The sequence below is a fragment of the Secundilactobacillus yichangensis genome, assembly GCF_016861565.1.
Lineage (GTDB): Bacteria > Bacillota > Bacilli > Lactobacillales > Lactobacillaceae > Secundilactobacillus > Secundilactobacillus yichangensis.
Map to the genome: position 1 here is coordinate 17,944 of NZ_BOLK01000010.1, position 26,370 is coordinate 44,313.

29 protein-coding genes and 1 tRNA gene are annotated in these 26,370 nt (G+C 43.3%); 9 read left to right on the forward strand and 21 right to left on the reverse strand.

All coding sequences use genetic code 11. The features are described from left to right. Nucleotides 1–56 precede the first annotated feature (56 nt). The 3 genes from JUE95_RS08495 to JUE95_RS08505 all read right to left on the reverse strand — a co-directional run bounded on the left by JUE95_RS08495 (nt 57) and on the right by JUE95_RS08505 (nt 2,039). The gene (locus tag JUE95_RS08495; RefSeq protein WP_203650700.1) at nt 57–797 is read right to left on the reverse strand and encodes a DUF4430 domain-containing protein; all 741 of its coding nucleotides are present in this window, start codon (nt 795–797) and stop codon (nt 57–59) included. Nucleotides 798–1,108: 311 nt separating this feature from the next. Further along, the gene (locus JUE95_RS08500; RefSeq protein WP_203650701.1) at nt 1,109–1,534 is read right to left on the reverse strand and encodes a hypothetical protein; all 426 of its coding nucleotides are present in this window, start codon (nt 1,532–1,534) and stop codon (nt 1,109–1,111) included. Between the two features lie 67 nt (nt 1,535–1,601). Beyond that, nucleotides 1,602–2,039 (reverse strand): hypothetical protein, encoded by a 438-nt coding sequence (locus JUE95_RS08505; protein ID WP_203650702.1) that lies wholly within the window; start codon nt 2,037–2,039, stop codon nt 1,602–1,604. A gap of 217 nt (nt 2,040–2,256) precedes the next feature. Here JUE95_RS08505 and JUE95_RS08510 point away from each other — a divergent pair, with 217 nt between their 5' ends. Continuing rightward, a complete protein-coding gene (locus JUE95_RS08510; protein WP_203650704.1) occupies nt 2,257–2,676 on the forward strand; it encodes a hypothetical protein in 420 nt (139 codons plus the stop codon). Between the two features lie 114 nt (nt 2,677–2,790). On the opposite strand, the gene JUE95_RS08515 is transcribed toward JUE95_RS08510, so the two are convergent. The 3 genes from JUE95_RS08515 to JUE95_RS08525 all read right to left on the reverse strand — a co-directional run bounded on the left by JUE95_RS08515 (nt 2,791) and on the right by JUE95_RS08525 (nt 6,186). Then, nucleotides 2,791–3,645 (reverse strand): hypothetical protein, encoded by an 855-nt coding sequence (locus JUE95_RS08515; protein WP_203650705.1) that lies wholly within the window; start codon nt 3,643–3,645, stop codon nt 2,791–2,793. A gap of 134 nt (nt 3,646–3,779) precedes the next feature. Then, complete coding sequence (gene rihA, locus JUE95_RS08520; RefSeq protein WP_203650706.1) at nt 3,780–4,712, reverse strand: pyrimidine-specific ribonucleoside hydrolase RihA; 933 nt, start codon at nt 4,710–4,712, stop codon at nt 3,780–3,782. A gap of 256 nt (nt 4,713–4,968) precedes the next feature. After that, nucleotides 4,969–6,186, reverse strand: coding sequence for a GW dipeptide domain-containing protein (locus tag JUE95_RS08525; RefSeq protein WP_203650707.1), 1,218 nt, complete (start codon nt 6,184–6,186; stop codon nt 4,969–4,971). Nucleotides 6,187–6,417: 231 nt separating this feature from the next. Here JUE95_RS08525 and JUE95_RS08530 point away from each other — a divergent pair, with 231 nt between their 5' ends. Both JUE95_RS08530 and JUE95_RS08535 read left to right on the forward strand, forming a co-directional pair. Beyond that, complete coding sequence (locus tag JUE95_RS08530; RefSeq protein WP_203650708.1) at nt 6,418–6,813, forward strand: hypothetical protein; 396 nt, start codon at nt 6,418–6,420, stop codon at nt 6,811–6,813. 156 nt (nt 6,814–6,969) lie between these two features. After that, a complete protein-coding gene (locus tag JUE95_RS08535) occupies nt 6,970–7,287 on the forward strand; it encodes a DMT family transporter (protein ID WP_203650710.1) in 318 nt (105 codons plus the stop codon). Between the two features lie 285 nt (nt 7,288–7,572). Here JUE95_RS08535 and JUE95_RS08540 read toward each other — a convergent pair whose 3' ends face one another. The 8 genes from JUE95_RS08540 to JUE95_RS08575 all read right to left on the reverse strand — a co-directional run bounded on the left by JUE95_RS08540 (nt 7,573) and on the right by JUE95_RS08575 (nt 16,350). After that, nucleotides 7,573–8,061 (reverse strand): hypothetical protein, encoded by a 489-nt coding sequence (locus JUE95_RS08540; protein WP_203650712.1) that lies wholly within the window; start codon nt 8,059–8,061, stop codon nt 7,573–7,575. A gap of 41 nt (nt 8,062–8,102) precedes the next feature. Next, complete coding sequence (locus JUE95_RS08545) at nt 8,103–8,990, reverse strand: hypothetical protein (protein WP_203650714.1); 888 nt, start codon at nt 8,988–8,990, stop codon at nt 8,103–8,105. A gap of 723 nt (nt 8,991–9,713) precedes the next feature. After that, nucleotides 9,714–10,682, reverse strand: a complete 969-nt coding sequence (locus JUE95_RS08550; protein ID WP_203650715.1) for an alcohol dehydrogenase catalytic domain-containing protein — start codon at nt 10,680–10,682, stop codon at nt 9,714–9,716. A gap of 161 nt (nt 10,683–10,843) precedes the next feature. Then, complete coding sequence (locus JUE95_RS08555; RefSeq protein ID WP_203650717.1) at nt 10,844–11,755, reverse strand: sugar phosphate isomerase/epimerase family protein; 912 nt, start codon at nt 11,753–11,755, stop codon at nt 10,844–10,846. A 10-nt stretch (nt 11,756–11,765) separates the two neighbouring features. Further along, entirely contained in the window at nt 11,766–12,761 is a 996-nt protein-coding gene (locus JUE95_RS08560; protein ID WP_203650718.1) for an ABC transporter permease, read from the reverse strand. A gap of 12 nt (nt 12,762–12,773) precedes the next feature. After that, the gene (locus tag JUE95_RS08565; RefSeq protein ID WP_203650722.1) at nt 12,774–14,252 is read right to left on the reverse strand and encodes a sugar ABC transporter ATP-binding protein; all 1,479 of its coding nucleotides are present in this window, start codon (nt 14,250–14,252) and stop codon (nt 12,774–12,776) included. A 15-nt stretch (nt 14,253–14,267) separates the two neighbouring features. Further along, the gene (locus tag JUE95_RS08570; RefSeq protein WP_203650723.1) at nt 14,268–15,251 is read right to left on the reverse strand and encodes an ABC transporter substrate-binding protein; all 984 of its coding nucleotides are present in this window, start codon (nt 15,249–15,251) and stop codon (nt 14,268–14,270) included. Nucleotides 15,252–15,264: 13 nt separating this feature from the next. After that, nucleotides 15,265–16,350 carry a Gfo/Idh/MocA family protein gene (locus tag JUE95_RS08575; RefSeq protein WP_203650725.1) on the reverse strand — a complete coding sequence of 362 codons (1,086 nt, stop codon included), beginning with the start codon at nt 16,348–16,350 and terminating at the stop codon, nt 15,265–15,267. Nucleotides 16,351–16,533: 183 nt separating this feature from the next. On the opposite strand from JUE95_RS08575, the gene JUE95_RS08580 reads away from it, so the two are divergent. Together JUE95_RS08580 and JUE95_RS08585 are read left to right on the forward strand one after the other, a co-directional pair. Beyond that, the gene (locus JUE95_RS08580) at nt 16,534–17,532 is read left to right on the forward strand and encodes a LacI family DNA-binding transcriptional regulator (protein WP_203650727.1); all 999 of its coding nucleotides are present in this window, start codon (nt 16,534–16,536) and stop codon (nt 17,530–17,532) included. A gap of 53 nt (nt 17,533–17,585) precedes the next feature. Further along, nucleotides 17,586–17,783, forward strand: a complete 198-nt coding sequence (locus JUE95_RS08585) for a hypothetical protein (RefSeq protein ID WP_203650729.1) — start codon at nt 17,586–17,588, stop codon at nt 17,781–17,783. 107 nt (nt 17,784–17,890) lie between these two features. On the opposite strand, the gene JUE95_RS08590 is transcribed toward JUE95_RS08585, so the two are convergent. Beyond that, complete coding sequence (locus tag JUE95_RS08590) at nt 17,891–18,328, reverse strand: MarR family winged helix-turn-helix transcriptional regulator (protein WP_203650730.1); 438 nt, start codon at nt 18,326–18,328, stop codon at nt 17,891–17,893. A gap of 151 nt (nt 18,329–18,479) precedes the next feature. Here JUE95_RS08590 and JUE95_RS08595 point away from each other — a divergent pair, with 151 nt between their 5' ends. Further along, a complete protein-coding gene (locus JUE95_RS08595) occupies nt 18,480–19,847 on the forward strand; it encodes a DHA2 family efflux MFS transporter permease subunit (RefSeq protein WP_203650731.1) in 1,368 nt (455 codons plus the stop codon). A gap of 211 nt (nt 19,848–20,058) precedes the next feature. On the opposite strand, the gene JUE95_RS08600 is transcribed toward JUE95_RS08595, so the two are convergent. Further along, nucleotides 20,059–20,247 carry a hypothetical protein gene (locus tag JUE95_RS08600; RefSeq protein ID WP_203650732.1) on the reverse strand — a complete coding sequence of 63 codons (189 nt, stop codon included), beginning with the start codon at nt 20,245–20,247 and terminating at the stop codon, nt 20,059–20,061. Nucleotides 20,248–20,474: 227 nt separating this feature from the next. Then, nucleotides 20,475–20,921 carry a hypothetical protein gene (locus JUE95_RS08605; RefSeq protein WP_203650733.1) on the reverse strand — a complete coding sequence of 149 codons (447 nt, stop codon included), beginning with the start codon at nt 20,919–20,921 and terminating at the stop codon, nt 20,475–20,477. 352 nt (nt 20,922–21,273) lie between these two features. On the opposite strand from JUE95_RS08605, the gene JUE95_RS08610 reads away from it, so the two are divergent. After that, nucleotides 21,274–22,401 carry a hypothetical protein gene (locus JUE95_RS08610; protein WP_203650734.1) on the forward strand — a complete coding sequence of 376 codons (1,128 nt, stop codon included), beginning with the start codon at nt 21,274–21,276 and terminating at the stop codon, nt 22,399–22,401. Nucleotides 22,402–22,547: 146 nt separating this feature from the next. Here the strand turns inward: JUE95_RS08610 and tnpA are convergent, their stop codons facing one another. Next, nucleotides 22,548–23,009: an IS200/IS605 family transposase gene (gene tnpA / locus JUE95_RS08615; protein ID WP_203650736.1), complete on the reverse strand. Its 462-nt coding sequence runs from the start codon at nt 23,007–23,009 to the stop codon at nt 22,548–22,550. Nucleotides 23,010–23,328: 319 nt separating this feature from the next. Next, entirely contained in the window at nt 23,329–23,676 is a 348-nt protein-coding gene (locus JUE95_RS08620) for a DUF1516 family protein (protein ID WP_203650737.1), read from the reverse strand. Between the two features lie 226 nt (nt 23,677–23,902). Between JUE95_RS08620 and JUE95_RS08625 the strand changes: the two genes are divergently transcribed. Both JUE95_RS08625 and JUE95_RS08630 read left to right on the forward strand, forming a co-directional pair. Continuing rightward, complete coding sequence (locus JUE95_RS08625) at nt 23,903–24,115, forward strand: DUF2187 domain-containing protein (protein ID WP_203650739.1); 213 nt, start codon at nt 23,903–23,905, stop codon at nt 24,113–24,115. 96 nt (nt 24,116–24,211) lie between these two features. Next, nucleotides 24,212–24,282 (forward strand) — tRNA-Gly (locus JUE95_RS08630). 118 nt (nt 24,283–24,400) lie between these two features. Here JUE95_RS08630 and JUE95_RS08635 read toward each other — a convergent pair. Then, nucleotides 24,401–25,111, reverse strand: a complete 711-nt coding sequence (locus JUE95_RS08635; protein WP_203650741.1) for an aspartate/glutamate racemase family protein — start codon at nt 25,109–25,111, stop codon at nt 24,401–24,403. 5 nt (nt 25,112–25,116) lie between these two features. Continuing rightward, the gene (locus JUE95_RS08640; protein ID WP_203650743.1) at nt 25,117–26,370 is read right to left on the reverse strand and encodes a carboxylate--amine ligase; all 1,254 of its coding nucleotides are present in this window, start codon (nt 26,368–26,370) and stop codon (nt 25,117–25,119) included.

Below are 26,370 nucleotides of genomic sequence, written 5' to 3' on the forward strand. Positions count from 1 at the left end.
ACTAAAAAAGAGGACTAAGGTCGCACAACCTTAGTCCTTTATTTTAGTGTGATCAATTAGAAGTTGTAACCACGGTCACCCGCGTTAACTGTCCATTCCCAGTGCACCTTATCGCCAGCGTGAACGGCATGGCTGCCGGCACTGGTGTTGGGGAATTTACCATTAACGGTATAAATCCAGCCACCAGAACTAGTGCCGACTTTCTTGTGGTTGATGCTCTTGATGTAAGTGCTGCCGCCGCTACCAGAGTAGCTTAATTGCACACCCTTAGCCTTGCAGATCTGCTGCAGGACAGAAAAAGCAGTCGCACCCTTTTTGATCTTAACGGTGCCGGATGCATACGTTGGGTTACCAGCAGAGATTGGCCCATTGACTGCAACCTGAACGGTCTGAGATGTTGGCGTAGTTGAAGCAGCCTTCTTTGCGGCACCTGCTTTAAGAGAAGAGTGCCAGATCCAGCCCTTAACCTTACCATTGCTTGATTTTACGTAGTAGTACACGGCCGTTTTACCATTGGCGCGTTTAACTGTTCCCTGCTTATAAGTATAGAACGTGGTGCTCTTATAGTGCGTGCCGTAGTGAGCGACCTTGGTTAAATGACTGGTGGTGTAAAAGGTGCCAGATGTGACGTGGTAGGCTTTCTTGGATAGGTTCTTATAGCTGACCTTCACAACCTTAGTACTTTTACTTTTCGCTTGAGCAGTAATTGCTGAACCGGCTGGCTGATAAGCGGTCCCCAGCGCAGCGCCGCCAGCCAGCATCATTGTGCAGGCCGCAAGTTTGACTAATTTATTCATATTTTTTACTCCTTTGCATTTAATTCAATTTAAGCAATCGTGAGAATAAAACTCTGGTTAACGTAAACTATATTAAGCTTATAAATCAATCATACGAGCCAAAGAAAGCGCTCGCAAGTTAAATTAAATCAAAAGGTGACTTGAACATGAATCTATAAGGATAATCGATATTTACAAATTTTACATGATTTTGCTCGACACCATGCACGAATTTCATAAATCTACCAGGTTATTTGGCATAATTTGACTTCTAGTTTGTTTTAAAAAAATGGGCAAAGCTTAAATTGCAGCTTTGCCCATTTTTTACGTTCTTATTTGTAGAAACTAAATGGCATATAACGAGAACTCTTGTAGCTAGAACCGCCAAGTGTCGTCAGGTAATTCACAATTCGAATATGGTTCCCAGTCTTTTTGACTTTGTAGTAAAGCAGTTCGCGGCCACTGGTATAAGCCGTTTCGTGGCCCCTGAGGTAATAGTAGCTGCTGCCTTTTGCATGGTGGTACGTGACCTTGTTGGCAGTTTGCGGATCACCAAGGCGGGCACTCAGTTTGAAGGTGCTCGATGTAATCTTGAACTTGTAATTTAAGTCGCCGCCCTTTTCCTTCCAGGTCCCCCGAATGGCTGATGGTACGTTCTTGTGCCAAGTGGCAGCTTGCGCGGTTTCAGCCGTACTAAACGTTGCAAATGTCCCCATTAACACTGCAGCGGTGACTGCGACCAATCTCGTCTTTTTCATGAATGTATATTCCTCCTAAGTAGTATGTTAAGAGTATATCATAGATGAATTCTTAATTTAATTTGAATTAGTACCAACTTCTAAACTTAGCAACTTTCTTAAACGCATAACCGCGCTTCAGATGGTGCTTAGTTGGTTGATCATACATGGTACTTTTTCCTGACTTGTAGAACTTATAAGTCACGTGGCCGCCAAGCACCATTCCGTTAGGCTTGACATAGCTTTTGACGTAGTAAATGTGACCAATCTTTCGCCACGACAAATGACTAGCAAATTCACCCGACATGTTGGATATATTACGGGTGAGACGACTCTTAGAGATCCGGTACTGAGGCGCAAAGCCCGCTGCCGGATCTTTTTTACGCGGCACCGTAGATAACCAGTTCCCCCGAATAGCGGTCGGTGCCCCCTTATGCCAAGTGGCGGCATGTGCTTGATTGGGCGTTAATGTGAATAGACCGGCTGCCAGTCCTAAAGTTAAAAGTAATGCGTTAAATTTTTTCATCGAAATCCCCCTTAGATTAATTAAGATAGATTTAGTATAGGCTAACCATTGCATTAGTAAAAGTACTTTCTAGTTTTACTGGCTAATAGTTGGTCGATTTGCGGGTCAAAAAAAGCGCCCTACTCAACACCTTTCCCTAAATTGTTTACTGCCTTTCACTCACGGTAATGCTATACTTATTGCGAATTAAGATATTAACATTAAGAGGTGTATCACAATGAACTTTAAGAAGTTAACTCTCGTACTGGCAATGAGCCTTGGTTTTACTGGCATCGGGGCAGCTACCACTGCCACCACTGCTTCCGCTAAGACACCAACGTTCCCCACTCATATGCGGGGAACCTGGTATGGCTATATGTACGGTAGTCCTGATACCATTAAAATTACTGCTCACACGATTCGTGAAGGTAAATATTTCATTCCCGCCAGCAAACTAGAGCTGCAAGTTTTTAAACCTGCGCATTACCATACAATGTACACGCCGAGAATGAAGCACTCTTCAGGGGCATATCCTTTTTACACTCATGGAAAAGTCACCTGGCACGGTCATCATTACTACGCCCTCTTCGTCGATAGTCAATTTGTCTATACTCACCATAAGATCAAGCATGAATTTAAAGTTCCTAAAGGGTATTAAAGCAACTAATTTTAAACCATAATTATTGATGTAAGTCATAAAAAATCCCCCAAAAGTCGCAAAGCTTTTGGGGGAAAATAGCAAATTAGCAAAGTTAGTATAGAAACGTCCTTGTTATTGATCCACTGAAATACCAGACGTTTTCTTATTATCAAATACTGAAGAAGCTTTTTTGTTAGTCGTTTGTGTAATTAAGTACTGATATTTATCAGAACCTAGATTTGAATCTAGGCCAGAGTATCCAACAAAGTACTTGCTTAGAATTTGTATCGGTTGGAAAAACAGTGAATCTGACTTCACAACATAGTCAGTAGAGTTAGATACGCGTTCTAATTTTGTTAAATCATTCGCGTCTTCTGGTGAAAATTCAAAAGTATACCTATCATCTTTAAAATGGATGACTTCTTTAGTCAAGTTTTTATCATTGTCATCAGTCGTAGCATTAGCAGTCAATTTGTATGATTCTGGCGAGTGATACTTAAAATTTTTCGACTGGAATTTTCTGAGACCGGTGTTGAGAACTTTTAAATCTGAACGATATTCAGAGTTCGATTTATCGTTTTTTAGTTCTTCTTTAGCAGTACTAATTGCACGTTTGATCACCGTCTCTTGATTTTTTATAACAAGATTAAAGCTCGCTTTATCAACTTTCTTTATCTTAGTAATTATCTGCTTGTTACTCAGTCCTTTAAAACTGTTTAGTGTATTATTCTTATTATCATCAAGCCTATATGCTGTTGCTCGACCTTTTTGTGTAACAATAGCAAGCTCCATCGGAGTGTCTTTGTGTACTTCTCTAGTCAAATAAGTTAAGAACCAGACTTGTTTCTGACTGTTTTGAGCAGTCTTCATAAACGCAACTTTGCTTGTTTTTGCCGCATTTTCTTGACTACCACAAGCACCCAACGCAAATAATAACATTCCCACGCCAACTAAAAAGCCTAACATCCTGACATTTGGTTTTCTCATAGTAAAATCTCCCCTTCTTTAGCCTCCCCTTTTTTAAATTTCTCCTTCACATCATAAGAATACTTAAAATCACAATAAAAAACAATAACTAAAAAAAGGAAAAAATCCAGGAAATTCAAACATTGATATTAAGATTAAAAAGTCTCCAATGAATCCATAATCAACTTAATGAACTTATCTCGGTCGATTTCCAACAGCACTTCCGTATTCTTAGGCTTCCCAGTCAAATCGTAGTAATCGCAAACAGTTTCACCACGGACCAGTTCACCTTCAGTTTCGACATCCACATTCATCTGCTCAGTCTCAAACATCTCTGGATCAATTAACCAAGCAATCGTACATGGATCATGCAGCGGTGCACCGAAGAACCCCCACTTAGGATCCTCGTGGTAAATTTCAAAGAAGCCAAGTAAGCCATAGAAAGCTTGACCTACTGGATTCTTAATCGACTTAACTGCTTCAATTTCCGCTTTCTTAATCTGCGCCTGATGCGTCACGTTCAGTGGTGCCATAACCGTTGGAATACCTGAATTAAGCACAATCTTAGCCGCCTCAGGGTCAACGTAGATGTTGAATTCAACGGATGGCGTCCAATTACCTAAACCCATAGCGCCACCCATGAAGACGATTTGGTCGATCTTCTCATGCGCAAGTTCTGGATAGACACGTAAGAATAGTGCGGCGTTAGTCATTGGGCCAGTGACTACCAAGGTCACTTTGCCATCAGTCTCACGGAGCGTTTTGGCAATTAATTCAATTGCCGTCATATCCTGCACTTCAAAATCGGGATCTGGCAAGTCAGCACCATCAAGCCCACTTTTACCATGAACATTACCCGCGGTTTCCAACGGCTTTACAAGTGGCGTCCGGTTACCACCAGCAACCGGAATATCTTCGCGTTTCATCAACGTTAACATCCGCATCGCGTTATTCAGCGTCTTCTCTGGTGTCTGGTTACCAGCAGAGGTCGTTACCGCCAATAATTTAATCTTATCTGAAGCTATCGCTAACATCATAGCTAACGCGTCATCATGCCCTGGATCACAATCCAAAATAATGTTTTTCATCTTGAACTTCCTTTCAAAAATCTCTTTATAAATTATTTATATCACTTTGATCAGTTGCTCTTAAATAGTACCATTTCTGAACAACGTAATGGGAAGCTATCAGGTAATGCTGTAAATCAAAGACAGTGGATTCAACCTTTATTAATCATAATCTGGGTAAAATAAATCCTGGTAAATTAGCAGTTCATTGCTAATTACCAGGATTTTGTTTATTGTTTAGTCATAAATCTCAATACTCATTTTCCCAATAACTCAATTATCTAGCCGTGTAATAAGCCTTAGCGTCAACAACGCCGTCCTTGGTGTAACTACCATCGACCAACACACAATGATCAAGCTTGTATTGATGACCATTCTGATCGGTCAAATTATTTAGCCCGATACTTATAATAATGTCACTAAGCGCATTGCTTGAATATGACAGCCCCTTAGTCATCTGGTTAGCATCACTTCGTCCTTCAGTATCAAGCACCGCACGATCGTGAGCTGTGAGATTAATCGGTACATTGTCCATTGTATATGGTGTGATTGATACCATTGATGTTGTCGTATGACTTGCTATGCTTGCAACATCAAACGCCAAAGTATCACCTTTTTTGGCGGTCCTGGCTGCATTATAGTCCACAAATGGCTCGGAACCGCTAGCGTATGGTACATACCCGGAAGGAACACCATTTCTAACGCTGATTAAACTAGCACCGTCTGTAAGATTAGTAGTTGGTATACTCTGATTGGCGGGGACTGAACCAGTCCCAACTTGCTGGCCGGTAGCCTTATCAATGTAAATGATCTTTATCGCACTGTTTTGCGGTGTTTGAACACCTAAATTATAGACCCAGCCAGTGATTGAAGAATTCTGCTCATCCTTAACCTGGTAGTAGACCCAGCCTTCGCGGCTCTTTGTTACAGCACCAGTAATGGTGAAGGTATCGTTATTGCTGAACCCCTTTACCTTAGAAGCCTTATATTGTGTGTATTGCGGACTGTTCCACAACGTCCACTTGGATGGATTAGTCAGCGTATAACCCGATGTGGCAGTTGGCGTAGCAGCTTTTTCAGTGGTATTAACGGCTTGAATACCGCCGGAGAAACGACCAACAATCTTACCACCGTAAACCCAACCACGATACTTACCATTAAAGGAGACAACCTTGTAGTAAACGGAACCACGATTAGTTGTCACGATAGCATAAGCGCGGAAATAGTCAGCTGATTTCTTTGAAAGAGACAGGTTCTTCATCGTTGTCTTTGGAACAACCACGCGGGCACCTTTAGAAGTTCCGACCTTTGTGTACAGTGCATTCTTACCGTTTGGCGCAACGTTACGCGATGCTGGTGGTGTAGTAAAATATGACGTTTTCGTCACATAAGCTGCGGACTTAGCACTAGCAATTGCTGCAGTAAAACTAGCCGCTGCTAATACTGAGACGGCTGCTAGGCCAACGTATAACGTTCTTTTTAAAGTCGATTTCATTTAGTATAAACTCCTCTCTAATTCTGATCTTAGGGATAATCTTATTTACTCGCTGCTATTATATCACCTTGAGGATAATTTCATTTTCAACACTTACGAAATGAAGCCGTTCTGTTTTCGAAAAAAATAGGAATGCTCTCCACTGCTGATTCTGCTTTTGTGCTTTAGCTTAATCCCCCTTTTCCTAATGAATAGATTAGAGTAACATAAAAGCATCAGGGGGGAATTCACATGAAAAAATCTATGATTACAGCACTAGCAGTTGGCATTAGTCTCGTTGGCGGCTGCTTTGCAGTCACGACAAATGCTAACGCTGCAACTTGGCATAAGGGTATGCCAAAAGCTTTACAGGGAACGTGGAAAGCCACCAAAAATAATGCCTTTCACGTTTCTTTTAAAATAAAAAATGGTAAAAATTATACTCATGCTGTGGGCGTTGATCCGGAATTTCTAAATAACACTCATTATCGCTATCTTGGTCATCACAATTACAAGGTGATTGGGTATGAGCCAATTTACTCCAAAAAGAACGAAACAAAATATTTCAAGTGGGTTTCAAAACACCATATAGAAGTAAGCAGCTACTACAAGTTCATAAAGGGTTATGGTACTAGCTATTACCGTTGATTTATGGGCTTAAGTTGTTGACAGAAAATTTCTGTGCTAAAGTTATTAGTAATAAAAAATAATACTATCACCGGGTAGCAGTACTGTGTGACATTCCGATAGGTCTTTGAAGGAATGTCGTTCAGTACTGTTTTTGGTTAAAGGAGAATTGATAATATGGCATGGTTTTACTTATTCATAGCAGGTATTTTCGAAGTGGTTTGGGCAACCTTCATGAAGCTTAGCGACGGCTTCTCCAACTTAGGTTATTCGATCGCCACTTTCTTAGGAATGTTATTCAGTTTCTTATTCTTAGCTCGAGCCACGCATCAGCTGCCAATCAGTCTCGCTTATCCCGTTTGGACAGGCATTGGTGCATTGGGTACCGTTATCATCGGGGTGATCCTTTTTGGCGATCATTTGAGTCCACTTACTTGGTTCTTTGTGGCTTTACTCTTAATCGGTATTATTGGTATCAAATTAACGGCGAAGTAACTTTTACGGCTATTCACGTTATACTTAACGCTTTGACACAAAATCATAAAAATGGGCAAGGTGTTTCAGTATCACACATAAAGAAAAATTTTTGAACTCAATTTCATATTTGACCACAAAAATACCCCCAAGGTTAATAACAACCTTTTGGGGGCACTTGTCAGCTAGTTAATTAATCCACTAAATACTTGTGAGAATAACACTGAATGCTGCTAAATCTACACTACACAGGCTAATCATTTAATTATCTTATTCAACTGTTCTAGATTCTTTATCCTGAATTAATTATTTCCAGGCACTAGCTTTGAAGAAATAAACGTTTTTAGGAGTCGCTCCACCCTCTCTTCCAAACAAATAAGAGAATGATCGTTCCACTGCTGGGTACCGGTGACTCTTCCCATTATGCCTGAGATAAGCGTGAGTATATCTCCACGCAGGAACTTCATAGAAGTTACCGACTTCAAATGAATACCATCCATGTTTTTCATTTTCCACCCATAATTTACCTGTGAAAGTTTTACCGTGCTGTTGGTTGTTCTTCTTAACCTTATTTGAGCCTATTTCTTTGTATTTTCCACTCCAAGTAGTGAAAGTGTTTCGTGTGAATTTAACCTCACTATTCTTCGAAAGACTCTTTTTACTATACCAAGTGCCTCTAAGAGATTTTGGCACAGGTTGGTGTGACCGAAAATTTGCATTCGCCTTCGTCGGCGTCACACTAAATGTTGCTAGAGCAAGCCCTGTAACTACAAGTTCCTTAATCAATTTATTCATTTTCGTACACCTCCCATAACCCTTTTCAATCCATTTTTAACTTAGTTAACGTGAGCAGTTTTTGTGCTTGTAACTGGCGTAAAATGTCCATGACTGTAATTGCCAACAACAACCTTCACGGTAGTAGACTTAGGTGCATAAATTGTTTTCTTAAAGCTATGCTTACTACCTAACTTAGCGTACTTATAACCTTTATAAGTCTTTATATGAGCATAATTAGCTTTTTTATACAGTTTAGCAGTACCAACTACTTTTATATTTTTCTTAGAAGTCATCCTTTTTACTGAAAGGGATGAAATATAACTCTTTTTGGTCTTTTTATTACTCTTTGTTATAACCTTAGGAGTTGTTTTGGGTTTACCACTGACATGATCAATACCCATTTGATCAGCACCATAAAATTCCAACGCAAGTCCAAAAGCATCTGAAAAGTTGCTGAACGCTAAATCGCCATCAATATAATTGCTACCTTTGGGATTAGCCCACGCGTTCATTGGGTCTTCCAAATCATTTTGACTTTCAGAATCGAACAGAGGGACAAAATGACTACTAAGCGCCCTAGCAGCTGCTAAATCTGACTGATAGTCGCTGGAATTCACTCCTGATTTATCGTATTCGTCTGACATTTGGTTCATCAACGTAGTCACGATGGCTTCAAATGAATAAGGTGCATCCGATGTATAGGCATCGTCAGGATCTTTCATCATTCGATTGAAGTAGTTATTATTGATTTTACTTTTTAACTTTGATGATCCGAGATTAATTGCTGCCTTAGTTGCAGCAATATCGTTTGTGAATTGCGAATAAGTTACACTGTCAGCGTGAGCAACAACTGGTGACGAGACCGTTGGCAAACTAGCTGCGACACCTCCAAGTAATGATATTCCTAACATCATAATAACTTTTTTCTTTCCGAGTTTAATTGTCATATAAACCTCCTAATTTAGTATTAATCAGTTCCACATTATAGTCCCATGAATTTAAAAAGTTAAATTTTAAAAGATTGTAACATTCGGCAAACTAAATGTGCTGAAATAATTACCAAAGATTTTCCTCTCTATATCGCAAAATCTGCAAAAAATCATTAAATTGATACCTAAGTATCGGTGCAAATAAAACTAGATAACTAATTATGAAGAGAAATTTAAACAACAATAAGTTACTTAGAAAAATAGAACATTCTGTTTCAATTTTTGAGTAAAACTCACTAGCTTTATATTGAAAGTGTTACCTTTTTTACTAGAAGAATTCTGATTTGTGAGAATATTTTCAACAATAAGTATTTAATCCAGATACTTTTAAGTATAATTAAATTTTCATCATAATAGTAAAACTGTGAGGGGCAGGGAACTTGAATATTTTAGGTAAGGCAGCAAATTTAGGGTTATCAGTTACAACTCTAGGAACCGCTGAGAGCATTCACACAGCTCATGCTTCAACAGCAAAACTACCACCCATAGTTATTAAGGACGTTTTCGTTTAAGCATAAATAAAAACAGACTATCAACCATAGATAGTCTGCTAAACCTGCAAGAATTCAATAAAATTATCCAAACTACTTGCAAACTCAATGTTTGGGATTGCCCATCAGAAGATATTTTTTTGCTCAATAAGTCCTCTGTTGTGCATTTTTTATTGAGTACATCAATTCCTCAAGACAAATCAATCAGCAGCCGCTCCTTCACCCGTGGATCCATCACCATTTCCTGCGCCGACGCAGCTTTGCTTAATGGCAAACGTTCGAATGCCGGCGCCTTCAATACATCCGCATGTGCCAGCAACCATTCGCCCGCCTGCGTCAAGCTTTCTAGGCTAGCATGACTAATGACAAATCCGCGCAGCTGCTGTTCAGCCATGTAAAATTTAGGCAAGTTAAAAGTGACCTCAGGATTTTGGGAGGCAGCAATCAGGATAATGCAGCCGCCCAGTGCCAGCTGGTCAAGGTTAAGCTGAAGCGGCACCCGTCCAGAGGTATCAATGATGGCGTCAACCAGTTGGGACAGCTGCTGCTCCCAACCCGCAGCGTAATCGATCACTTCGGAGCCTAAAGCTTCCAGGGCTGGAAAATCACGCGGGTTGGCCGTTGTGATCGCGTGAAGACCAGCTATTTTCGCGCACTGAATTAACAGACGCCCAACGTGACCTGCACCGCCTTCAATCAGTAACGTCTGATCAGGTTTAAGCTTCAAAAGCTGCGTTACGATAATGGCCGCGGTCGCACCTGGATGAACCAGTGCCAGCCAGCTGCTTGGATCACCTGCTGGCATTGAAAATAGCCGGCTTTCCGGAATAGCCGCAAACTGGGCCGTGACTCCTTGCCGGCCGCCATAACCCATACTGTTTGTCCACACGCGATCACCAATGTGAAACGCATGAACTTGCGCACCCACTTTTACAACGGTGCCCCAGGCGTCCCGCCCAATAATTTGCTGCGGCTTGGTTGGCGTCTGAAACGCACCGGAGCGGACATAGCCATCCACCCGATCCACCGCTGCTTCCTGAATCTTCACTAAAGCATCAGTTGGACCGATTGCCGGCACGGGCAGCTGCCCCACTTGAATTTGATCAGCATCACCCGTTTGTGTAAAATAGGCTGCTTTCATCATCTGAACCTCGTTCATAACCTTTCGCCTCGCTTGAATTCTTACTAATTTTTGACGCTTTTCAGTTTATTCTATTGTACCGGCTAGAATACGTAAACGTAAAACTAATTTTTTCACGTCTGTTATTGACACCAAAAAAGCCGACCCTCTCAGGTCAGCTCTATAAATTGTATTTCACATCATACATAATTTCGCATATACGTCACCGAATGGCGAATCGCTGCATCCACCTGCGCGGCATCCGCCTCGAACGCCTTGTCTTCGATTTCAATACTCGTGTTGCCCGCATAGCCAACATCACTCAAAGCTGACACAAACCGACCCCAGTCAATGTCGCCATAACCAGGCACCTTGGGAACCATATACGACAGCGGCGTCGCCATCGTCCCAACCTCAGCTAACCGTTCGGGCAACAACTTAATATCCTTAAAATGTACCAGGAATAACTTATCCCGAAACTCGTAGATTGGTTTGAGATAATCCAACATCTGCCAGACAAAGTGTGACGGGTCATAATTCAGGCCAAAATTATCGTAGTCCAAAATGTTAAACACCTGCCGCCAAACTACCGGCGACGTCATGATGTTTTGCCCGCCTGGCCACTCGTCATCCGTAAACAGCATCGGGCAGTTTTCGATGCCGATTCGAATACCATGATCTCTGGCGTACTCAATGATCGGTGGCCAAACTTCGGCCACTAATTTGAGGTTCTCCGCCACGGTCCGGTACTGGTCTCGCCCCAGGAAAGTAGTAACCAGCGGTACATCCATCAACTGGGCAGCGTCAATTACCCGATAAAGGTGGGCAATCGCCGTTTCAGCGACTTCACCGTTTGCCGACAGCGGGTTTGGATAATACCCCAACGCCGAAATCTCAACGTGCCGTTCGTCCGCGTACGCCCGCATTTCTTCCGCCCGGGCTGACGTTAATTGTTCCGCGTCAACGTGGCAAACGCCGGCGTACCGCCGAGCACCGTCACCCTTGGGCCAAGCTGCTAATTCGACACAACCTAACCCGCGGGCAGCCACGTAGTCGATCACTTCTTCATACGACATGTCTGCTAAGATCGCACTTAACAACCCTAATTTCATCACGACCACCTTAACTTTCTTCCTTAGATACGGACCGCTGGATCAGTAAGGCGCCAATGATGATGACCCCTTTGATGGCGCCCACCAGAAACGATGGGACTCCCAGTAAGTTCATCAAATTATTAATGATACCCAAGGTCAGGGTACCAAATACCGTCCCTAAAATCGTCCCGCGACCGCCAGCCATCGATGTACCGCCAATCACAACGGCAGCAATGGCATCCATTTCATAGCCACTTCCAGAAGACGCCGAGTTCATGCTTCCTAACCGTGACGCTTCAATAATCGACGCCAGCGCCACCAGCACACCGGATAACGCGTATACCAGCAGTAAAACCCGGTTCACGTTGATTGTGGACAAGAAGCTGGCGCGCTCATTACTACCAATGGCGTAAACGTGGCGTCCAAACGCCGTCCGTCGCGCAATAATGCTAATGAGCAAACAAAGCGCGAACCAGTAGATCATCGGCATTGGAATGAAGCCGAATAGCTTAGTGTTGGCGATCGCGGTAAAGGCGTCGGCGGATCGGCCGGTTGCCAATACCCCACCACCGTCAAAGCAGTATTCGGAAACTGAGCGGTAGATCTGCATGGTTCCTAACGTCACGATGAAGGCCGGCACCCCAAACTTTGAGATCAGGCCCCCAGTGATCGCGCCGAACACCAGGCCCGCAAACACGGCAGCAACAATGGCTAGAAGAATACTCTGCGTGGCGTTTAAAATCGTCATCGCAATCAGGCCAGTGGCAGCCATCTGGGAACCGACGGCTAAATCAATCCCTGCCGTGATGATCACCAGTGTCATCCCTAAAGCGATGATGCCGATAATCGAGTTATTCATTAAGATGTTCATGATGTTGCTGACGCTTAAAAAGATTGACCCCTTCAGGATCACGGCCACGATGAACAGGATCAGAAAGGCGAAAATGGCGCTATGGTCCGCAATCAATCCCTTCAGACTGCGTTGCTTGTGCTTGGATGCTGAAGTTTCCTGCGTGTCTGTCATAAATTCACCTTCCTAATCTAAATGTCCGCCGGTTGCTACCAGCATAATGTCGCGTTCGTTAATGGCATCGTGCGCCAGTTCCGCTTGAATCTCACCGTGAGCCATGACGTAAACCCGGTCACAGAGCTGTTGAATCTCAGCAACCTCACTGGTAAGGATCACGAAACTGATTCCCGTTTTGGCAAGATCCATAATCTGATGGTAAATCTCAGCTTTCGCCCCCACGTCAACTCCCTGAGTGGGATTATCCAAAATCACCACTTTAGGATTAGTACACAGGGCCTTTGCCAACAGAACTTTTTGCTGATTACCACCAGATAACGAGCCAATCACGTCTTTAACGTCCGCAACTTTAATGTTGATCTGCTTAACGTAACGCTGCACGGTGGCTGTAAGCTGACCACGATTGATCAGCCCGCCATGAGACAGCCGTCCCAGTATCGGTAACGCCATGTTTTCTTCAATGTTAAGGTCCGGGACAATACCGTTTTCCTTCCGGTTTTTCGGCAAATACGCAATGCCATACCGGTTGATATCGGCGGTGGTTCTGATGTGAACCGGCCGCTCGTTAACCAGCACCTGTCCCGAATCAAAGGCAGTTGCCCCAACAACTGCGCTGAAAAGCTCGCTTCGACCATCTCCCAGCAAACCGGTAACGCCGACGATCTCACCTAGATGAACGACGAGATCAACGTTTTGAAACTGGCGCGCTTTCGTCAGACCTTTTAACGTCAAGACGGGCTTCCCCAGTGGTCGGGGCTGGTAGATTTCACTATTAGCCAGTTCCTTACCCACCATTTGATTACTCAGCTGAACCTCCGTGAGTTCCGGGGTTACTGGTCCCGAACTTACGACGACGCCATCCCGCATGATCGTATAAGTGTCACAAATTTCCAGGACTTCATTGAGTTTATGCGAGATAAAAATCAGGCTGACGCCCTGATCTCGCAATTTGCGCATCATCTTAAAGACGTCCTTGATTTCAACGTCCGTTAACGAGGTGGTGGGTTCGTCCATAATGATCACCTTGGCATCGCGCATCAGCGCCCGCACGATTTCGGTGATCTGCTTATACGACGGGTTCAGATCACGCACCATTGCGGTCACGTCCAACGAGATCCCAATCTGATCCACGAAAGCCTGAGCCGTCGCGATCATTTCCTTTTGGCTCAATAACCCGTAGTGTTTTAGTTCGTGGCCTAAATACAGGTTCTCGTACACGCTTAAATCATTGACCAGCGAGAGTTCCTGATGGATAAAGGCGATTTGCTGCTGGCTGGCCGGTGTCGCGGGCGCCCCATCGATTTCAATGTCACCATGGTCCTTGGTATACACACCGGTTAGAATGTTCATCAGGGTCGTTTTACCGGTCCCGTTTTCACCTAACAGCGCGTGAATTGACCCGGTTTTCAGGGTAAAATCAACCCGTTTCAGCACGGCGTTGGCCCCGAAGGCTTTTTCAATTTGACGCATCTTAACGACATCAGTCATCCGTGTCACCAACCTTTAGTACGGCGATTTAGCATCCAAGAACTTCGAAACGTTGCTCTTTGTCACGATGGTTGGGGCAATGATGGTATCCTTCTTGATGTCCTTGCCGTTCATCGCCTTGTTCGCCAACTTGATGGCATCACCGATCATGGCTGGTGAGTACGTTGCCGTAAACTTAGTAATGTCGCCGCCAGCTTTGATTTGTTTGAAGTAGGCTTGGTCCCCACCGGCGCCAGAGATGATCTTGATGTCAGTCCGCTTGGCATCCTTCACGGCCTGTAAAATCCCAATTGACGATTCATCATCGATTGAGAAGATACCATCGACTTGCTTGTTTGATTGCAGCATATCAGTTGCCGCCTTCAGGCCCTTTTCCTGCGTAAAGTCGTCAGCCGTCATGTTAACTAACTTAATGTCTGGGTAGCTCTTCTTCATGACCTGCTTAAAGCCAGCCGTCCGTTCAGCACTCACGGAACCAGAACTTGGTACGTTCAAAACGGCGACGGTACCCTTGCCCTTCAACGTATCACCAATCTTTTTAGCTGATAATTGACCAATCTGAGGGTTAGAACCCGCCACGTAGCCGGTGTACTTAGCATCCACTTTCCGGTCAAAGACCACCAGTGGAATCTTAGCTTTAACAACTTTCTTCGCGGCAGTGGACACTTCGTCAGTCTGCGGTTGAAGCACGATGGCACCGACTTTTTGCGAGATCATATCGTCGATTTGAGATGCCTGCTCGTTGACGGAAGATGAAGTGACAATTTTATACTTTTTCAGTCCTAGTTTTTTAACTTGCTGCTGCGCGTAGTAGTTCACGCCGGCTTCCCAACCGTGGTCGGAACTCGGAATAACTACCGCAAGGGTTTTGCTGCTGGTGGTGGTTGACGAGTCACTGGATTTTTTATTCGATGAAGAACTGCTGCAGCCAGCCAGGCCAATCGCCAAAGCTGTAAGTGCGGTAACGCCAAGTAACTTAACTAGTAATCCTTTTTTCATCATTCGTTCACTCCTATAGTTGAATTGGTTGGTGCTGAGCATCGCTAACGACACAAGCGTCAACGAGCCGCATTAAGTAATCTGCTTCTGAAAAATCAACGTAACCGGCATTAGGTTTACCGTTCACGTCATCATAAAAGGCCTTGATCCCGGCGGTAAAGGCATCCTTCCACCCCACCGCGTGGCCGTTTGGGAGTTCCGCGTCTTCCGCGGCTTGACCGTGTAAATACTGACTGGCAGCGTATAGTTCTTCGTTGCCCTGATCTTGGTGACCGATCCATAACCGATCCGGCCGCTCCTGATACCATTCCAACGCCTGTTTTTGACCTTCAACTAAAACGTGGAGGTCATTTTTCTTACCAGCGGTCACCTGTGACACCCGAATCAACCCGGACAGCCCATCTTCAAAAGTGACAAAGATAATGGCGGCATCCTCATTGGCTACCGGCACTTCCTGACCATCCTTAAACCGGGTCGCATACTCCTGCAGTCGTTTGACTTCCACGCTGACGATATGCTGGTTGAAAATGTACTGCAACGTGTCAAAACAGTGGGAGCCAATGTCGGCAATCGCCCGGGTCGGACCGCCAATCTCGGCGTCCACCCGCCAGTCATAGTCACTTTGTTTCAATAACCAGTCCTGCAAGTACTCGGCGTTAACGAACCAAGGTCGGCCAATGGCGCCACTGGTAACCCGTTCGCGCATCTCTTCCACCATCAGATTATGCCGATAATTGAAGTTGACGCCCCCTTTAAGTCCGGTTTTCGACAATTGCCTTACTAGGGCGGCTGACTGTTCAGCGTTGCTGGTAAACGGCTTCTCACAGTAGACGTTCACGCCAGCCGCTATCAGCTGCTGATTAATCGCAAAGTGGAAACTACTAGGTGTGCAGTTGTGGACGATTTTCAAGCTCGGCTCCTGCGCCAGCATGTCCTCAACTGTTGTGTAGTACCGGGGGATCTCCATTGCCTGACTGAGTTGTTTGGCAACCGCTTCATTAGGCTCACACACCGCAACTAAGCGCGCCCCCGGGACCCGCCGAATCGCCTCGATGTGCTGCTTACCAATGAAGCCAGTCCCAATGACCGCAACATCCATGCCGTGATCTCCTTTCAAAACAATGTGTAATCGCTTACAAGCAAAGAATACGATTATTACACGTGATAGTCAACGAAAGTTTTGCAAAATATACTGTAATATTTACAATATAACGTCATATATCACGTGTTTTTAAGCAAATTCGTGCTATAATGAGTGAAAAATCAGAAGGTAGGGATGCCGATGAGCCGTAAACGAAAACCAGCGTCATTATCAGACATTGCCGCAGCGTCCGGTTACTCAATTGCCACGGTGTCACGGGCGATCAACCATCACGACAGCGTGAGCGCGGAGGCGCAACGAACAATCGACGCGGTGGTAGCAAAACTGGACTACCACACCACCAACACCCTGCAGCCACCCAAGAGCACAACCATTGCCGTCTTGATTCCTAATTTATCTAACCCGTTCAATTCATCTGTTTTAGAGGGCATTCAAAACGCAGCCGCCGCTCAAAGCCTCAACGTTGCCCTGCTGATGGTCAAGGAAGCTGATACTGACATTGATTACTACCTGAATATGCTGAAGGACGCGAACTACTGCGGCGTCATCGCCCTAGCCGCGCTTCCCGATAACCAAACTGCCTACCAACTCAATCACGAGATTCCAGTGGTGATGTGCTCCGAATATTTGGAAGATACCGAAATGTCTTACGTTGGCATTAACGATAATACCGCGGCACAAAAGGCTACCGACTACCTTACGAAAATCGGCCGCCATCACATTGCGCTGATCAACGCCACCATGAATCATAAGTATGCCCGTGAACGAGAAGCTGGGTATAAGCAAGCGCTGCAGCGGGCAAGCTTAACCCTTGATCCGGACGTGATCCTGCACATCAATAGCATCCGCTACAACCTGGCACTCTCTAAAGTCACGGATCTGCTCCGCAGCCGAACCGAAATCGATGCCATCTTCGCATCCTCAGATATTTTTGCGATAGCTGCGTTAGAAGCCGCCCGCCACTTGGGTCGCCAGGTGCCAAATGACCTTTCAGTCGTTGGGTTTGATAATACCTTTTTAGCCACGGTCGTCTCCCCCAAGCTCACCACCATTAAGCAGCCCGCCTATGAAATTGGCCATGAGGCGTGTGAGATCCTGCAGGAAAAAATTGCCCGTAAAAACGCCCCGGAACGGCACGAAGTGTTAGAGGCATCGCTGTTGGTGAGGGAAAGTACGTAGGTTTTGAGGTAATAACTGAATGATTCACCGATAAAGTAAAGGAGTTTGACAGGATGATCAATTTGATATTCAAAAACAACCAATACCTTGACCGTAACGGCCAATTCACCAAAGATATTGAACAGGCGCGCATCATTAAAAGCCGTAAGACCGCAAACCAAGTCGCCGCTGATCATGATGCCGAAGTAACCAGCTATTCCTGGATCCCGGATCGCGAGAACCCGTGGTTAGAGGAAATGGAAGACGAATAGTTTGTGGAACTAGTTAGCCCACCCGACGTGGTAAATTCGTCGGGTGGGCTTTTTGGGGTGCTATTGGCAGTTTGGAGGGAATGAGATCGTGGCTTAAAGTCGGTTAACTACACCTTTAGCTGCTCATCCATATACTTCTGCAACTTACTTAAATCATCAACAAATCGTTCAGTATTATCTCCAAGCACCCGTTGTAGCTCGTCGTTGTTTGCTTGGTAAAAGGCACTGATGTGATCCGCTAATTGTCGTGACTTTGTCGTTAGTAAAATGAACTTATATCGGCTATCTTTTTTTGAAGGTGACCGAACGATCAACCCCTTTTTTTCCATCAGTTTTAATAACGCAGTTGCCGAAGATTTCTGAATATTGAATTCCCGTTCAACGTTAGTTTGGTAAATTTCACGCTGTCGTTCGTTTCGATATAAAAAATCAATAATACTCATTTGCGTTTGCGTAATGCCAATTTTACGTGCTTCTCGTTCTGAGTAGCGCTGTAAACTATTGTTTAATTTTTTAATTAAAGCTCCGAATATAATCTGCTCCATTTTAGACACTTCCAAACAAAACTAATTTTTAATCACCTTATACTAACGGAAAAGCTAGCTGATGTAAAGATAATTAGCCCTTGTATTCAGACTAAATTAGTGATAGTTTATCATTTAGTGCTATATAGAACTATTATTTAGGAGGCTATTCATGCAACGGAAATTATCTGTAAAACTGTATTTATCAATTATTGCCACGGGGCTAACTGCGTTTTGCGGCGTCCTGATTGAAACAGCAATGAACGTCACTTACCCGACGCTAATGGCCCAGTTTAGCGTCAACACGGCCACCATTCAATGGCTCACCACGGCCTATTTATTAGTGGTTGCGGTTTTTGTACCATTATCTAGTTTTTTAAAACAGCGCTTTACCATTAAACAGCTTTTTGTATTTGCCGCGTCACTATTCATTGTGGGACTGTTAATCTGTACCTTTACTAATCATTTTGGCACCTTACTGCTTGGCCGTATCATCCAAGGATTCGGTACTGGGGTGGCCTTACCGCTCATGTTTAATATTATTCTAGAACAGGCGCCAATTGAAAAATTAGGCTTCTTTATGGGTATTGGTACACTTGTAACAGCCGTTGCTCCAGCTTTAGGGCCAACTTATGGCGGTCTTCTGGTAGAAACCAATTGGCACCTGATTTTTGGACTATTGCTGGTAGTTATGGTAATTGCTTTTACTCTCGGTATTTATGCCATCAGACAAGTCACGCCAACTAAAAAAGTCCGGTTAGATTGGCCATCCTGGATCTCAATTGCCCTAGTTTTTGTAGGATTAATTTTAGGGCTCAATAGCCTATCAACTTCAATTCCAATGACTGGGATTTACCTGGTTATTGCGGTAATTAGCCTCATCATTTTCATTTCACGCTCCCTAAAAATCGCTAATCCGCTAATCAAGATATCGGTATTTAAAAATCAATCCTTCACGCTGCATTTGATCAGCTTCTTACTCTTCCAGGTAATCAACGTTGGTGCCGCTTTTGTGCTGCCTAACTACCTCCAAATTGTCAATCATGTTTCACCCGTCAATGCCGGTCTGCTGCTTCTGCCGGGAGCTGCTATCGGCGCCATCCTGGCACCATTTGGCGGTCGGATGTACGATGCATTTGGCATTAGGAAGCCAGCATATATTGGGCTAACCTGTCAGTTTCTTGGTGTTGTCTTACTGTTCGCTTTATCAGCTACCGCCAACATCTGGATGATTTTACTCGGCTACGTGCTGGTCATGCCGGGACCCGGATTTACCATGGGAAACACAATGACTAACGGTTTAGCGCAAATCCCCCAGAACGAAAATGCTGACGGTAACGCCATTTTTAACACCTTGCAGCAGTTTGCCGGTGCTTTCGGAACGTCAATTGCTTCTCTAGTCATGTCGGTCGCTCAGAATAAATCAAATTACGCTAGCTCGACTGCAATCGGTGCACAGCACGTCTTTTTTATCATGATAATCTTTGTTGTCATCAATACTGTGTCACTTTTGCGGGGGCTGAAATTTGCGAAAGAATGATAATTCACATGAACTGAAGTGGCTTATAATTGTTAGACAAAATAGGGCTACCTTGCCGAAGTACTATTTCAGTACTTCAACAGGTAGCCCTGTTTTGGTTTAGTATGCTTTATATAGCGGACAGACGCCTGCTTGCCCTCTGATTGTGTGTTCCATGCGATAATTCTGATTTAACAATCTCACCATCGCCAGCTGTAAATCTCAGGGATCTTCAAGTGAAGCTGTAAGCTGTGCCATACTGGATGTCATTGTTATCAACGTCTGTTAAATTTAACTTTAACGGCAGCTTGGATAGCGTGTTTTGTGGCACGTAGAAAGTTTGAATAATTCCGTCCACGGTTAGGCTAAATGTCCTGTCCAGTTCGGATCCGTGCACCGGTAACATGTATATACTTTTCATGATTTACTCCTCTAAAACTGTCCGACAAAAATCGCAATGCAGAAGAAAATTACTACAATCCCAATTATAATCATCACAAGATTAGTAATACAACCGCTCAAACAGCCGGCACAGCTTTCAGCGTCTTCGCTAAACTTTTCCATGCTTACCCCTTCCATGAAACGTATTCTGAAGTGTTTTCAGATGAATTTACGTATAACTCTCTTGAGCGTCTTAATATTATAACGCTAATCGTGGCGTTGCATAAGTAGCTTATCGAATGCTTTCAGCCATTTTTCAATGCCCTCGTAGCCTGGGTGATGGGGCACCTGGTATTCCAGGTGATCGGGATACATTTTAATTTCAAAGTAGGCGGCTGAATTACTTGGATCAGCGTTGTTGTGGTACAGATACATGACCGGATCACCATCTTCAAATGTGCCATTCCATGAGGAGGCTCGCCGCTCACGCATATGGTCCATCATTTGAATAAAGGATAGCTTACTATCGTTAGCGGGCAGCAGCATTCTTTGCCCATTATCCATGAGTGGAGCGCTGTTAGACGCTATCCAGGGGTATATTGCGCCATAGTCGAGGGGATTAGCCGGTTGGATTCGTTCTAGTTCTTCAGCTGTCTCAAGTAAGCCATACAGCACATCCTCTACGATTACTTGACCCCCAGGCTGTGCACCCATCTGTCTTAGCTCGCGTATGGTCAGGTTCTCGTAGTCATAGTGATGATCCATTAGATACTTGATAATCTTGTCGTCTTCTTGCCATTTAGTGTCTGCGTAGTCGTGAAAATTGTTTGTCATTTTAAAAGCTCCATTCTTCTATTATTGGGGTTAGTGACAATGCTATTGTTTATTCGTGGATAATGTACTGTGATGGTACTGATATCACTACGAATTAGGTTGCCACTACAATAACAAATCAGCCAAGCTACCTAGATAGTAGAAAAACGCCATTTAAATTAGAATTTGATTGCATACCTGCCGGCGTTCAGGCATACTTGTAACTTAAACTAATTTTAGGAGATTACATTCAATGAAAAAGCAAGCTGCAATTTTAGGACTTACTCTTGCAATTGGTGCAACCGCAATCGCTGTTAAACCTAGTGAAGCAAGTGCAAAAAGGATACATTCAGTTTCAACAACAAAGGTTATGCAGTACAAAAGTGTCAAGAAAGCTCAATATACTGTTACCAAGAGTTCTAAAGGTTATTTGTATAAGCAAGCAACCTTAAAGACTAAAGTGAACAGCATCAAAAAGTATTCAAAGGTGAAGTTTTCTGTATCAAAAGAGGCGGTTGTCAGAAAATCTAATGGCAAGAAGGCAGTGTATTACTATGCTAAGAGTAGCAAGGTATCGGGCTGGCTCTGGCACGGTTATCTGATTAAAGTATCCGTTAGAAAGCCTGCCGAAAATTTGAATATGGTTCTTCAGCAACAAATTGCTAGTCTGCAACAGCAAATAAGTGATTTAAAGAATCAAAAGTCTAGCTCGGAAAACTCAGCAAAAACTACAAATTCAACCGATGATTCTGCTAAAATTGCTAGTTTGCAAAACCAAATAAACCTGCTTAAGAATTCTGAGAACACTTCACAGTCAACTAATACAGGTAAATCCAATGACGATATAACACCTAACGCAGATCACGCTGATACGGATAACATTGATAAAGTCGTAAGCACTGATGATGCATTTAACGGAATACCTACGGAATATTATATAGAAAGTTACAGCAGTGTTTATATGTACCCCGACAGTAAAGGTAAACAATATCCAACAATAATAAGTGGTCATGGCGCAGAAAATAATACTTCTTTAAAAACTATCCAGGTTTATGCGAAACCTAATTCAGATGAGGATGATGAGTACTGGGGATATTCCGCTGGATTACTTCCGGTAGAAGTGAATGGTCAAAAGGGTTATGTAGGTTCAAGTGATGTGTTTAAGATTCCTGTAAATGAAAGATTTGTTGCACTAGGTTCAAATCCTAATAACGCAGGCTTTGGAAATGTGGCACCAACAGAAGTAAAATTTATCCATCCACTTGCTGATGGCGCTATTTGGAAACAATATACTAAAAGTGAATCAGGTACAGATAACACACTTTACTGGTACTATCAAACTGCTACTAAAACTTGGACGTCACACTATTTTGGTAACTAACTAGAGTAAACCATCCGTCGAACGGGTAGTTTTCTCTGGGGCTATAAGCCCCTGCTACCGACCAGCGTTTCAAGGCGCTGGCTTTTATGTATACCAAAGCCAGAGTACCATGATTACTTCACGACCTCTTTCCAGGAGTGTTGGTATTACTTGCTACCCTTAAAAGGGTCTTCATATTCTTTGACGCTTAATTGATCAACTGCGAAATCATGTTTCTCCTGAGTTTGAATGTACTTTCTAATTGTTGCTTCGTTCTGACTGACAGTGCTAACATAATATCCTTCAGCCCAGAAATGACGATTGCTAAATTTATACTTTAAATTGGCGTGCTTATCAAACATCATTAAGGCACTTTTCCCTTTTAAGTAGCCCATAAAGCTTGAAACACTTAATTTTGGTGGAATGCTCAAAAGTAAGTGAACATGATCTGGCATCATATGCCCTTCAATTATCTGAACTCCTTTATAGCGACAAAGTAGTTTGATAATTTCTTGTAGATCCTGTCTATATTGATTGTAGATTATTTTTCTTTTATACTTGGACGTAAAGACAACATGGTACTTACACAACCACTTGGTGTGGGCTAAACTATTTAACTGATGTGCCATTTGTATTCCTCCTAACATCATAGACTCTGGCTTCGACACCATTATTCTATGATACTAGGAGGTTTCTTAGTATAACTAATTGTCATCCACCCGCAAAGCAGGTGGCTTTTTGTTCCAAGCCTAGAAAACCACTAGGCTTGGAACTGGGTCTAAAGGCATAACCAAAAAACTTCGAGAAATTAATTTAAAATTTCTCGAAGCTTTTTAGCTAATACCTATAATTTAATAAGAATTGAATTACAACATCTTACTAAAACACCTTACATATTCGATACACATACAAGTAATACACTAACTATCCTTTTCTTTACAATTTTCCTTAAATGGAATGCAACGTCGTAATAATCCCAACTACAGCCGTTATCAAAATTGCAAGACTGATAACAATCGTCCAAGCAATGGAAAGATTGTGCTCCTGTTTGCGACCAAAGGCAACTTCGATCAATACGATGACACTGACTGTCAATAATCCCTTGCAAGAAACCAACAGGGGTGAGTGGCTAAACGTCCTGATCATCAAGACAACGGTTGCACATGCCATTAGCAAGTAAACAAAACGGTCAATAATTAACCATTGGGAAATCTTTTTTTCAGAAGTTCGGTTCAAGCCAATAATGGTGACAGGAATAAGTAAAATCAAACTAACGAAGTAAATGGTTAACCACATTCAGGTCACATCCTCAATTAAAATATGTTGCATATTGCTAGTTGTTCCCGAAATTTACTGTTATCTTAAGTTTACCACGGTCGACTCATGAAACTCATTTTCAATTTAAATTCTTAATTCAACATTAAGTTTCCGAAAAGTTGGTCAATTGTGAAAGTGAGGCTTGTATTCCCAGACAAAATTTGTTATTATCTTTCTCATCATGCGAAGTGGAGGAGACAACCCAATGGCAGAACATAAAGTTGGCGACTATGTAAAGGGCAAAAAGTTTGGCTCTTTTGAACATGACTTTGAAGGGGAAATCGAGAAGATTTATGAAAACTCGGTATTAATTCACATTTTAAGTTATAATGACGAAGATCGAATTTTGGTTGGTGAACTTAACAACCGCGCCATCGTGCGTAAAGAAGACGCCGAGCTGGCGAAAGCTAAAGCATAGTACTGAAAATAATGGTTAACTATTTCAAAAAAGCTTATTTTTATGCAATTTCATGCTGACAGAATAAGCTGAATATGATAATATAGTTACTGTTATGCGGGTATAGTTTAGTGGTAAAATTCAAGCTTCCCAAGCTTGAGTCGCGGGTCCGATTCCCGTTACCCGCTTAAGAGAACAACGCGGTGCAGAGCTGACCTGAGAGGGTCCGCTTTTTATATACCCTTTTTAAGCAAAAAAGATTAGCCAGTCTTCCCACTCGGAATTCTGGCTAATCTTTTATTTTAACTATCCCTTTTGAGCCTTCAACGCTAATTCCAACGACCGATCAACCAAAATAGACTGACTGTCAATAATTGGCTTATCCGTCACTGGTTCACGATCCTGCGCTAATGATAACTCGGTACAGCCGAGAACTAACGCGTCACAGTTAGTTTCATCAAACATCTGCTGAACTAGACCATGGAATAACTTGCGGTCAACGACGTTATTATCCTTGATGCAGTCGTAGATCAAACGGTTGGTTTGCTCCTGAACGGATTGACTCGGTGCCAGGAATTCGTATCCAGCAGCCATGATTTCATGATCATAAATATGGTCGTAAATCGTCCCTTCAGTGGCAATCAACCCAATTCGGTGTGCATCCGGATACTTCTTCCCAATCTCCTTCACTGCCTCACGTGGCATGTGGAGGATTGGAATATCAGTGGCCGCCTGCATCTGATCATAGAAATAGTGTGCTGTATTGCACGGTAAGGCAAAAAAATCGGGCTTTAACTGACTCTGAACCTTAATATCATGTACTAGAGGTGTCAGCGGATTCGGCTGGCTATGGTCCTTAATATAGCTCGTACGGTCAGGCACGGTAGCATGATTGACCAGGATATAGTTTAAATAATCCTGATCCTTACTGGCCGGTGTCCGTTCGTTTAACTGATGAATATAAGTTTCCGTGGCTTCAGTACCCATACCGCCAATTATTGTAAAGAAGTGTTCCATAAAAATCACCCTTTGTTTTCAGCAAAATAACGATCAAAATTCTTCGAGTAATTATGATTCATCCACTTAATCAGTGCCCAGCGCTTCAAGTTCATATCGTGCGAATACTGATACGTGGTTCCATAACGGCCGGCTCTGATTAATTCCAATGCTCGGTCCTTATCGGCGTTTTCACGGGCGTATTTCTTGAAGACTCTGGCTGGAACTCCTAACCAAAGCGCGTGCTTGCTTTCGTCTTGATTTCCATAAACAGTTGGCTGGTCAACCAGATCCTGCTTGACGTAATCTTTAACTACCCAATCGGCTAAATTATAACCGTTGAGCGTCACGAAGAAGCTGCTGCGTCCCTGTCGAAGATTGATTTCAAATAATTTGAATGTATCGTCACGTACATCATACTTCATATCAAAGTTGGCGTAACCGGTAAATTCAATTTTTTCCAAGAAGTCCTTGATCTGCTTGTAAATAGCTTCGTTGTACTCTGGTAAAATTGCCACGTAGTTTCCGATTGCGGACGGTGCTGGGTCTTCCAGCAACGGGTGGCCGAGACACATCATCTTAACGTGATGATGCTGATCAACGTAGGCGTTCAGTACCCGCATGTTGCTGTCGTCGCCGGGAATGAAGTCTTGCAGAATAAAATCGGACTTATAACCGTTAGCATAAGCCGCGTCCAAGACCTTATCAAACTCTTCGCGGGACTGAATCCGGAAAGCTTTCTTCCGGCCTTCAAAATGCACGTCCAGCCATTCCACACTGTTGGTTGGTTTCAGGGCAACTGGGTAGTCGAAAGGCTGTTCCACAACCGTCTGGCTGTCATGTTCTGCCTTTGAAATTGTCCGGGTCTTCGGGTATGGCAAACCGTATTTGTCACAAACCTTATAGAAGCGTTCCTTGTTGTTCAACGTTTTCAGTAAATCATAGTCGATGTATGGGCAAATGAATACGTCTGATAACTCATCCTTATGCTTAGCAATCAGTTCAGCATAGCCGTCACCGCAGCCAATCAGGATCACTGGTTCTTTATGGTCGCGATAACGTTCCTTGATTTTCCGCATTGAGTCGATCCAAACGGGATCCTCAGAGAAACCGGGAATCAGTTCCAAATCAACAATTTTAGTGAAACGAGTCGGTGCTAATTGAATTGAAGCAAAAGCCTTTACGGGCTGGTGGTACAGCTCATACAGCGAACGCGCCATCCCGTATACGTTAAAGTCGCTTCCCAATAAAATTGGGGTAAATTTTGGTGTTTCTTGCAT

Excerpts from the sequence above, each read along its gene's own strand:
- JUE95_RS08495 (WP_203650700.1), bottom strand. The coding sequence starts at position 797 with ATGAATAAATTAGTCAAACTTGCGGCCTGCACAATGATGCTGGCTGGC.
- JUE95_RS08500 (WP_203650701.1), bottom strand. The coding sequence starts at position 1,534 with ATGAAAAAGACGAGATTGGTCGCAGTCACCGCTGCAGTGTTAATGGGG.
- JUE95_RS08505 (WP_203650702.1), bottom strand. The coding sequence starts at position 2,039 with ATGAAAAAATTTAACGCATTACTTTTAACTTTAGGACTGGCAGCCGGT.
- JUE95_RS08510 (WP_203650704.1), top strand. The coding sequence starts at position 2,257 with ATGAACTTTAAGAAGTTAACTCTCGTACTGGCAATGAGCCTTGGTTTT.
- JUE95_RS08515 (WP_203650705.1), bottom strand. The coding sequence starts at position 3,645 with ATGAGAAAACCAAATGTCAGGATGTTAGGCTTTTTAGTTGGCGTGGGA.
- rihA (WP_203650706.1), bottom strand. The coding sequence starts at position 4,712 with ATGAAAAACATTATTTTGGATTGTGATCCAGGGCATGATGACGCGTTA.
- JUE95_RS08525 (WP_203650707.1), bottom strand. The coding sequence starts at position 6,186 with ATGAAATCGACTTTAAAAAGAACGTTATACGTTGGCCTAGCAGCCGTC.
- JUE95_RS08530 (WP_203650708.1), top strand. The coding sequence starts at position 6,418 with ATGAAAAAATCTATGATTACAGCACTAGCAGTTGGCATTAGTCTCGTT.
- JUE95_RS08535 (WP_203650710.1), top strand. The coding sequence starts at position 6,970 with ATGGCATGGTTTTACTTATTCATAGCAGGTATTTTCGAAGTGGTTTGG.
- JUE95_RS08540 (WP_203650712.1), bottom strand. The coding sequence starts at position 8,061 with ATGAATAAATTGATTAAGGAACTTGTAGTTACAGGGCTTGCTCTAGCA.
- JUE95_RS08545 (WP_203650714.1), bottom strand. The coding sequence starts at position 8,990 with ATGACAATTAAACTCGGAAAGAAAAAAGTTATTATGATGTTAGGAATA.
- JUE95_RS08550 (WP_203650715.1), bottom strand. The coding sequence starts at position 10,682 with ATGAACGAGGTTCAGATGATGAAAGCAGCCTATTTTACACAAACGGGT.
- JUE95_RS08555 (WP_203650717.1), bottom strand. The coding sequence starts at position 11,755 with ATGAAATTAGGGTTGTTAAGTGCGATCTTAGCAGACATGTCGTATGAA.
- JUE95_RS08560 (WP_203650718.1), bottom strand. The coding sequence starts at position 12,761 with ATGACAGACACGCAGGAAACTTCAGCATCCAAGCACAAGCAACGCAGT.
- JUE95_RS08565 (WP_203650722.1), bottom strand. The coding sequence starts at position 14,252 with ATGACTGATGTCGTTAAGATGCGTCAAATTGAAAAAGCCTTCGGGGCC.
- JUE95_RS08570 (WP_203650723.1), bottom strand. The coding sequence starts at position 15,251 with ATGAAAAAAGGATTACTAGTTAAGTTACTTGGCGTTACCGCACTTACA.
- JUE95_RS08575 (WP_203650725.1), bottom strand. The coding sequence starts at position 16,350 with ATGGATGTTGCGGTCATTGGGACTGGCTTCATTGGTAAGCAGCACATC.
- JUE95_RS08580 (WP_203650727.1), top strand. The coding sequence starts at position 16,534 with ATGAGCCGTAAACGAAAACCAGCGTCATTATCAGACATTGCCGCAGCG.
- JUE95_RS08585 (WP_203650729.1), top strand. The coding sequence starts at position 17,586 with ATGATCAATTTGATATTCAAAAACAACCAATACCTTGACCGTAACGGC.
- JUE95_RS08590 (WP_203650730.1), bottom strand. The coding sequence starts at position 18,328 with ATGGAGCAGATTATATTCGGAGCTTTAATTAAAAAATTAAACAATAGT.
- JUE95_RS08595 (WP_203650731.1), top strand. The coding sequence starts at position 18,480 with ATGCAACGGAAATTATCTGTAAAACTGTATTTATCAATTATTGCCACG.
- JUE95_RS08600 (WP_203650732.1), bottom strand. The coding sequence starts at position 20,247 with ATGAAAAGTATATACATGTTACCGGTGCACGGATCCGAACTGGACAGG.
- JUE95_RS08605 (WP_203650733.1), bottom strand. The coding sequence starts at position 20,921 with ATGGGTGCACAGCCTGGGGGTCAAGTAATCGTAGAGGATGTGCTGTAT.
- JUE95_RS08610 (WP_203650734.1), top strand. The coding sequence starts at position 21,274 with ATGAAAAAGCAAGCTGCAATTTTAGGACTTACTCTTGCAATTGGTGCA.
- tnpA (WP_203650736.1), bottom strand. The coding sequence starts at position 23,009 with ATGGCACATCAGTTAAATAGTTTAGCCCACACCAAGTGGTTGTGTAAG.
- JUE95_RS08620 (WP_203650737.1), bottom strand. The coding sequence starts at position 23,676 with ATGTGGTTAACCATTTACTTCGTTAGTTTGATTTTACTTATTCCTGTC.
- JUE95_RS08625 (WP_203650739.1), top strand. The coding sequence starts at position 23,903 with ATGGCAGAACATAAAGTTGGCGACTATGTAAAGGGCAAAAAGTTTGGC.
- JUE95_RS08635 (WP_203650741.1), bottom strand. The coding sequence starts at position 25,111 with ATGGAACACTTCTTTACAATAATTGGCGGTATGGGTACTGAAGCCACG.
- JUE95_RS08640 (WP_203650743.1), bottom strand. The coding sequence starts at position 26,370 with ATGCAAGAAACACCAAAATTTACCCCAATTTTATTGGGAAGCGACTTT.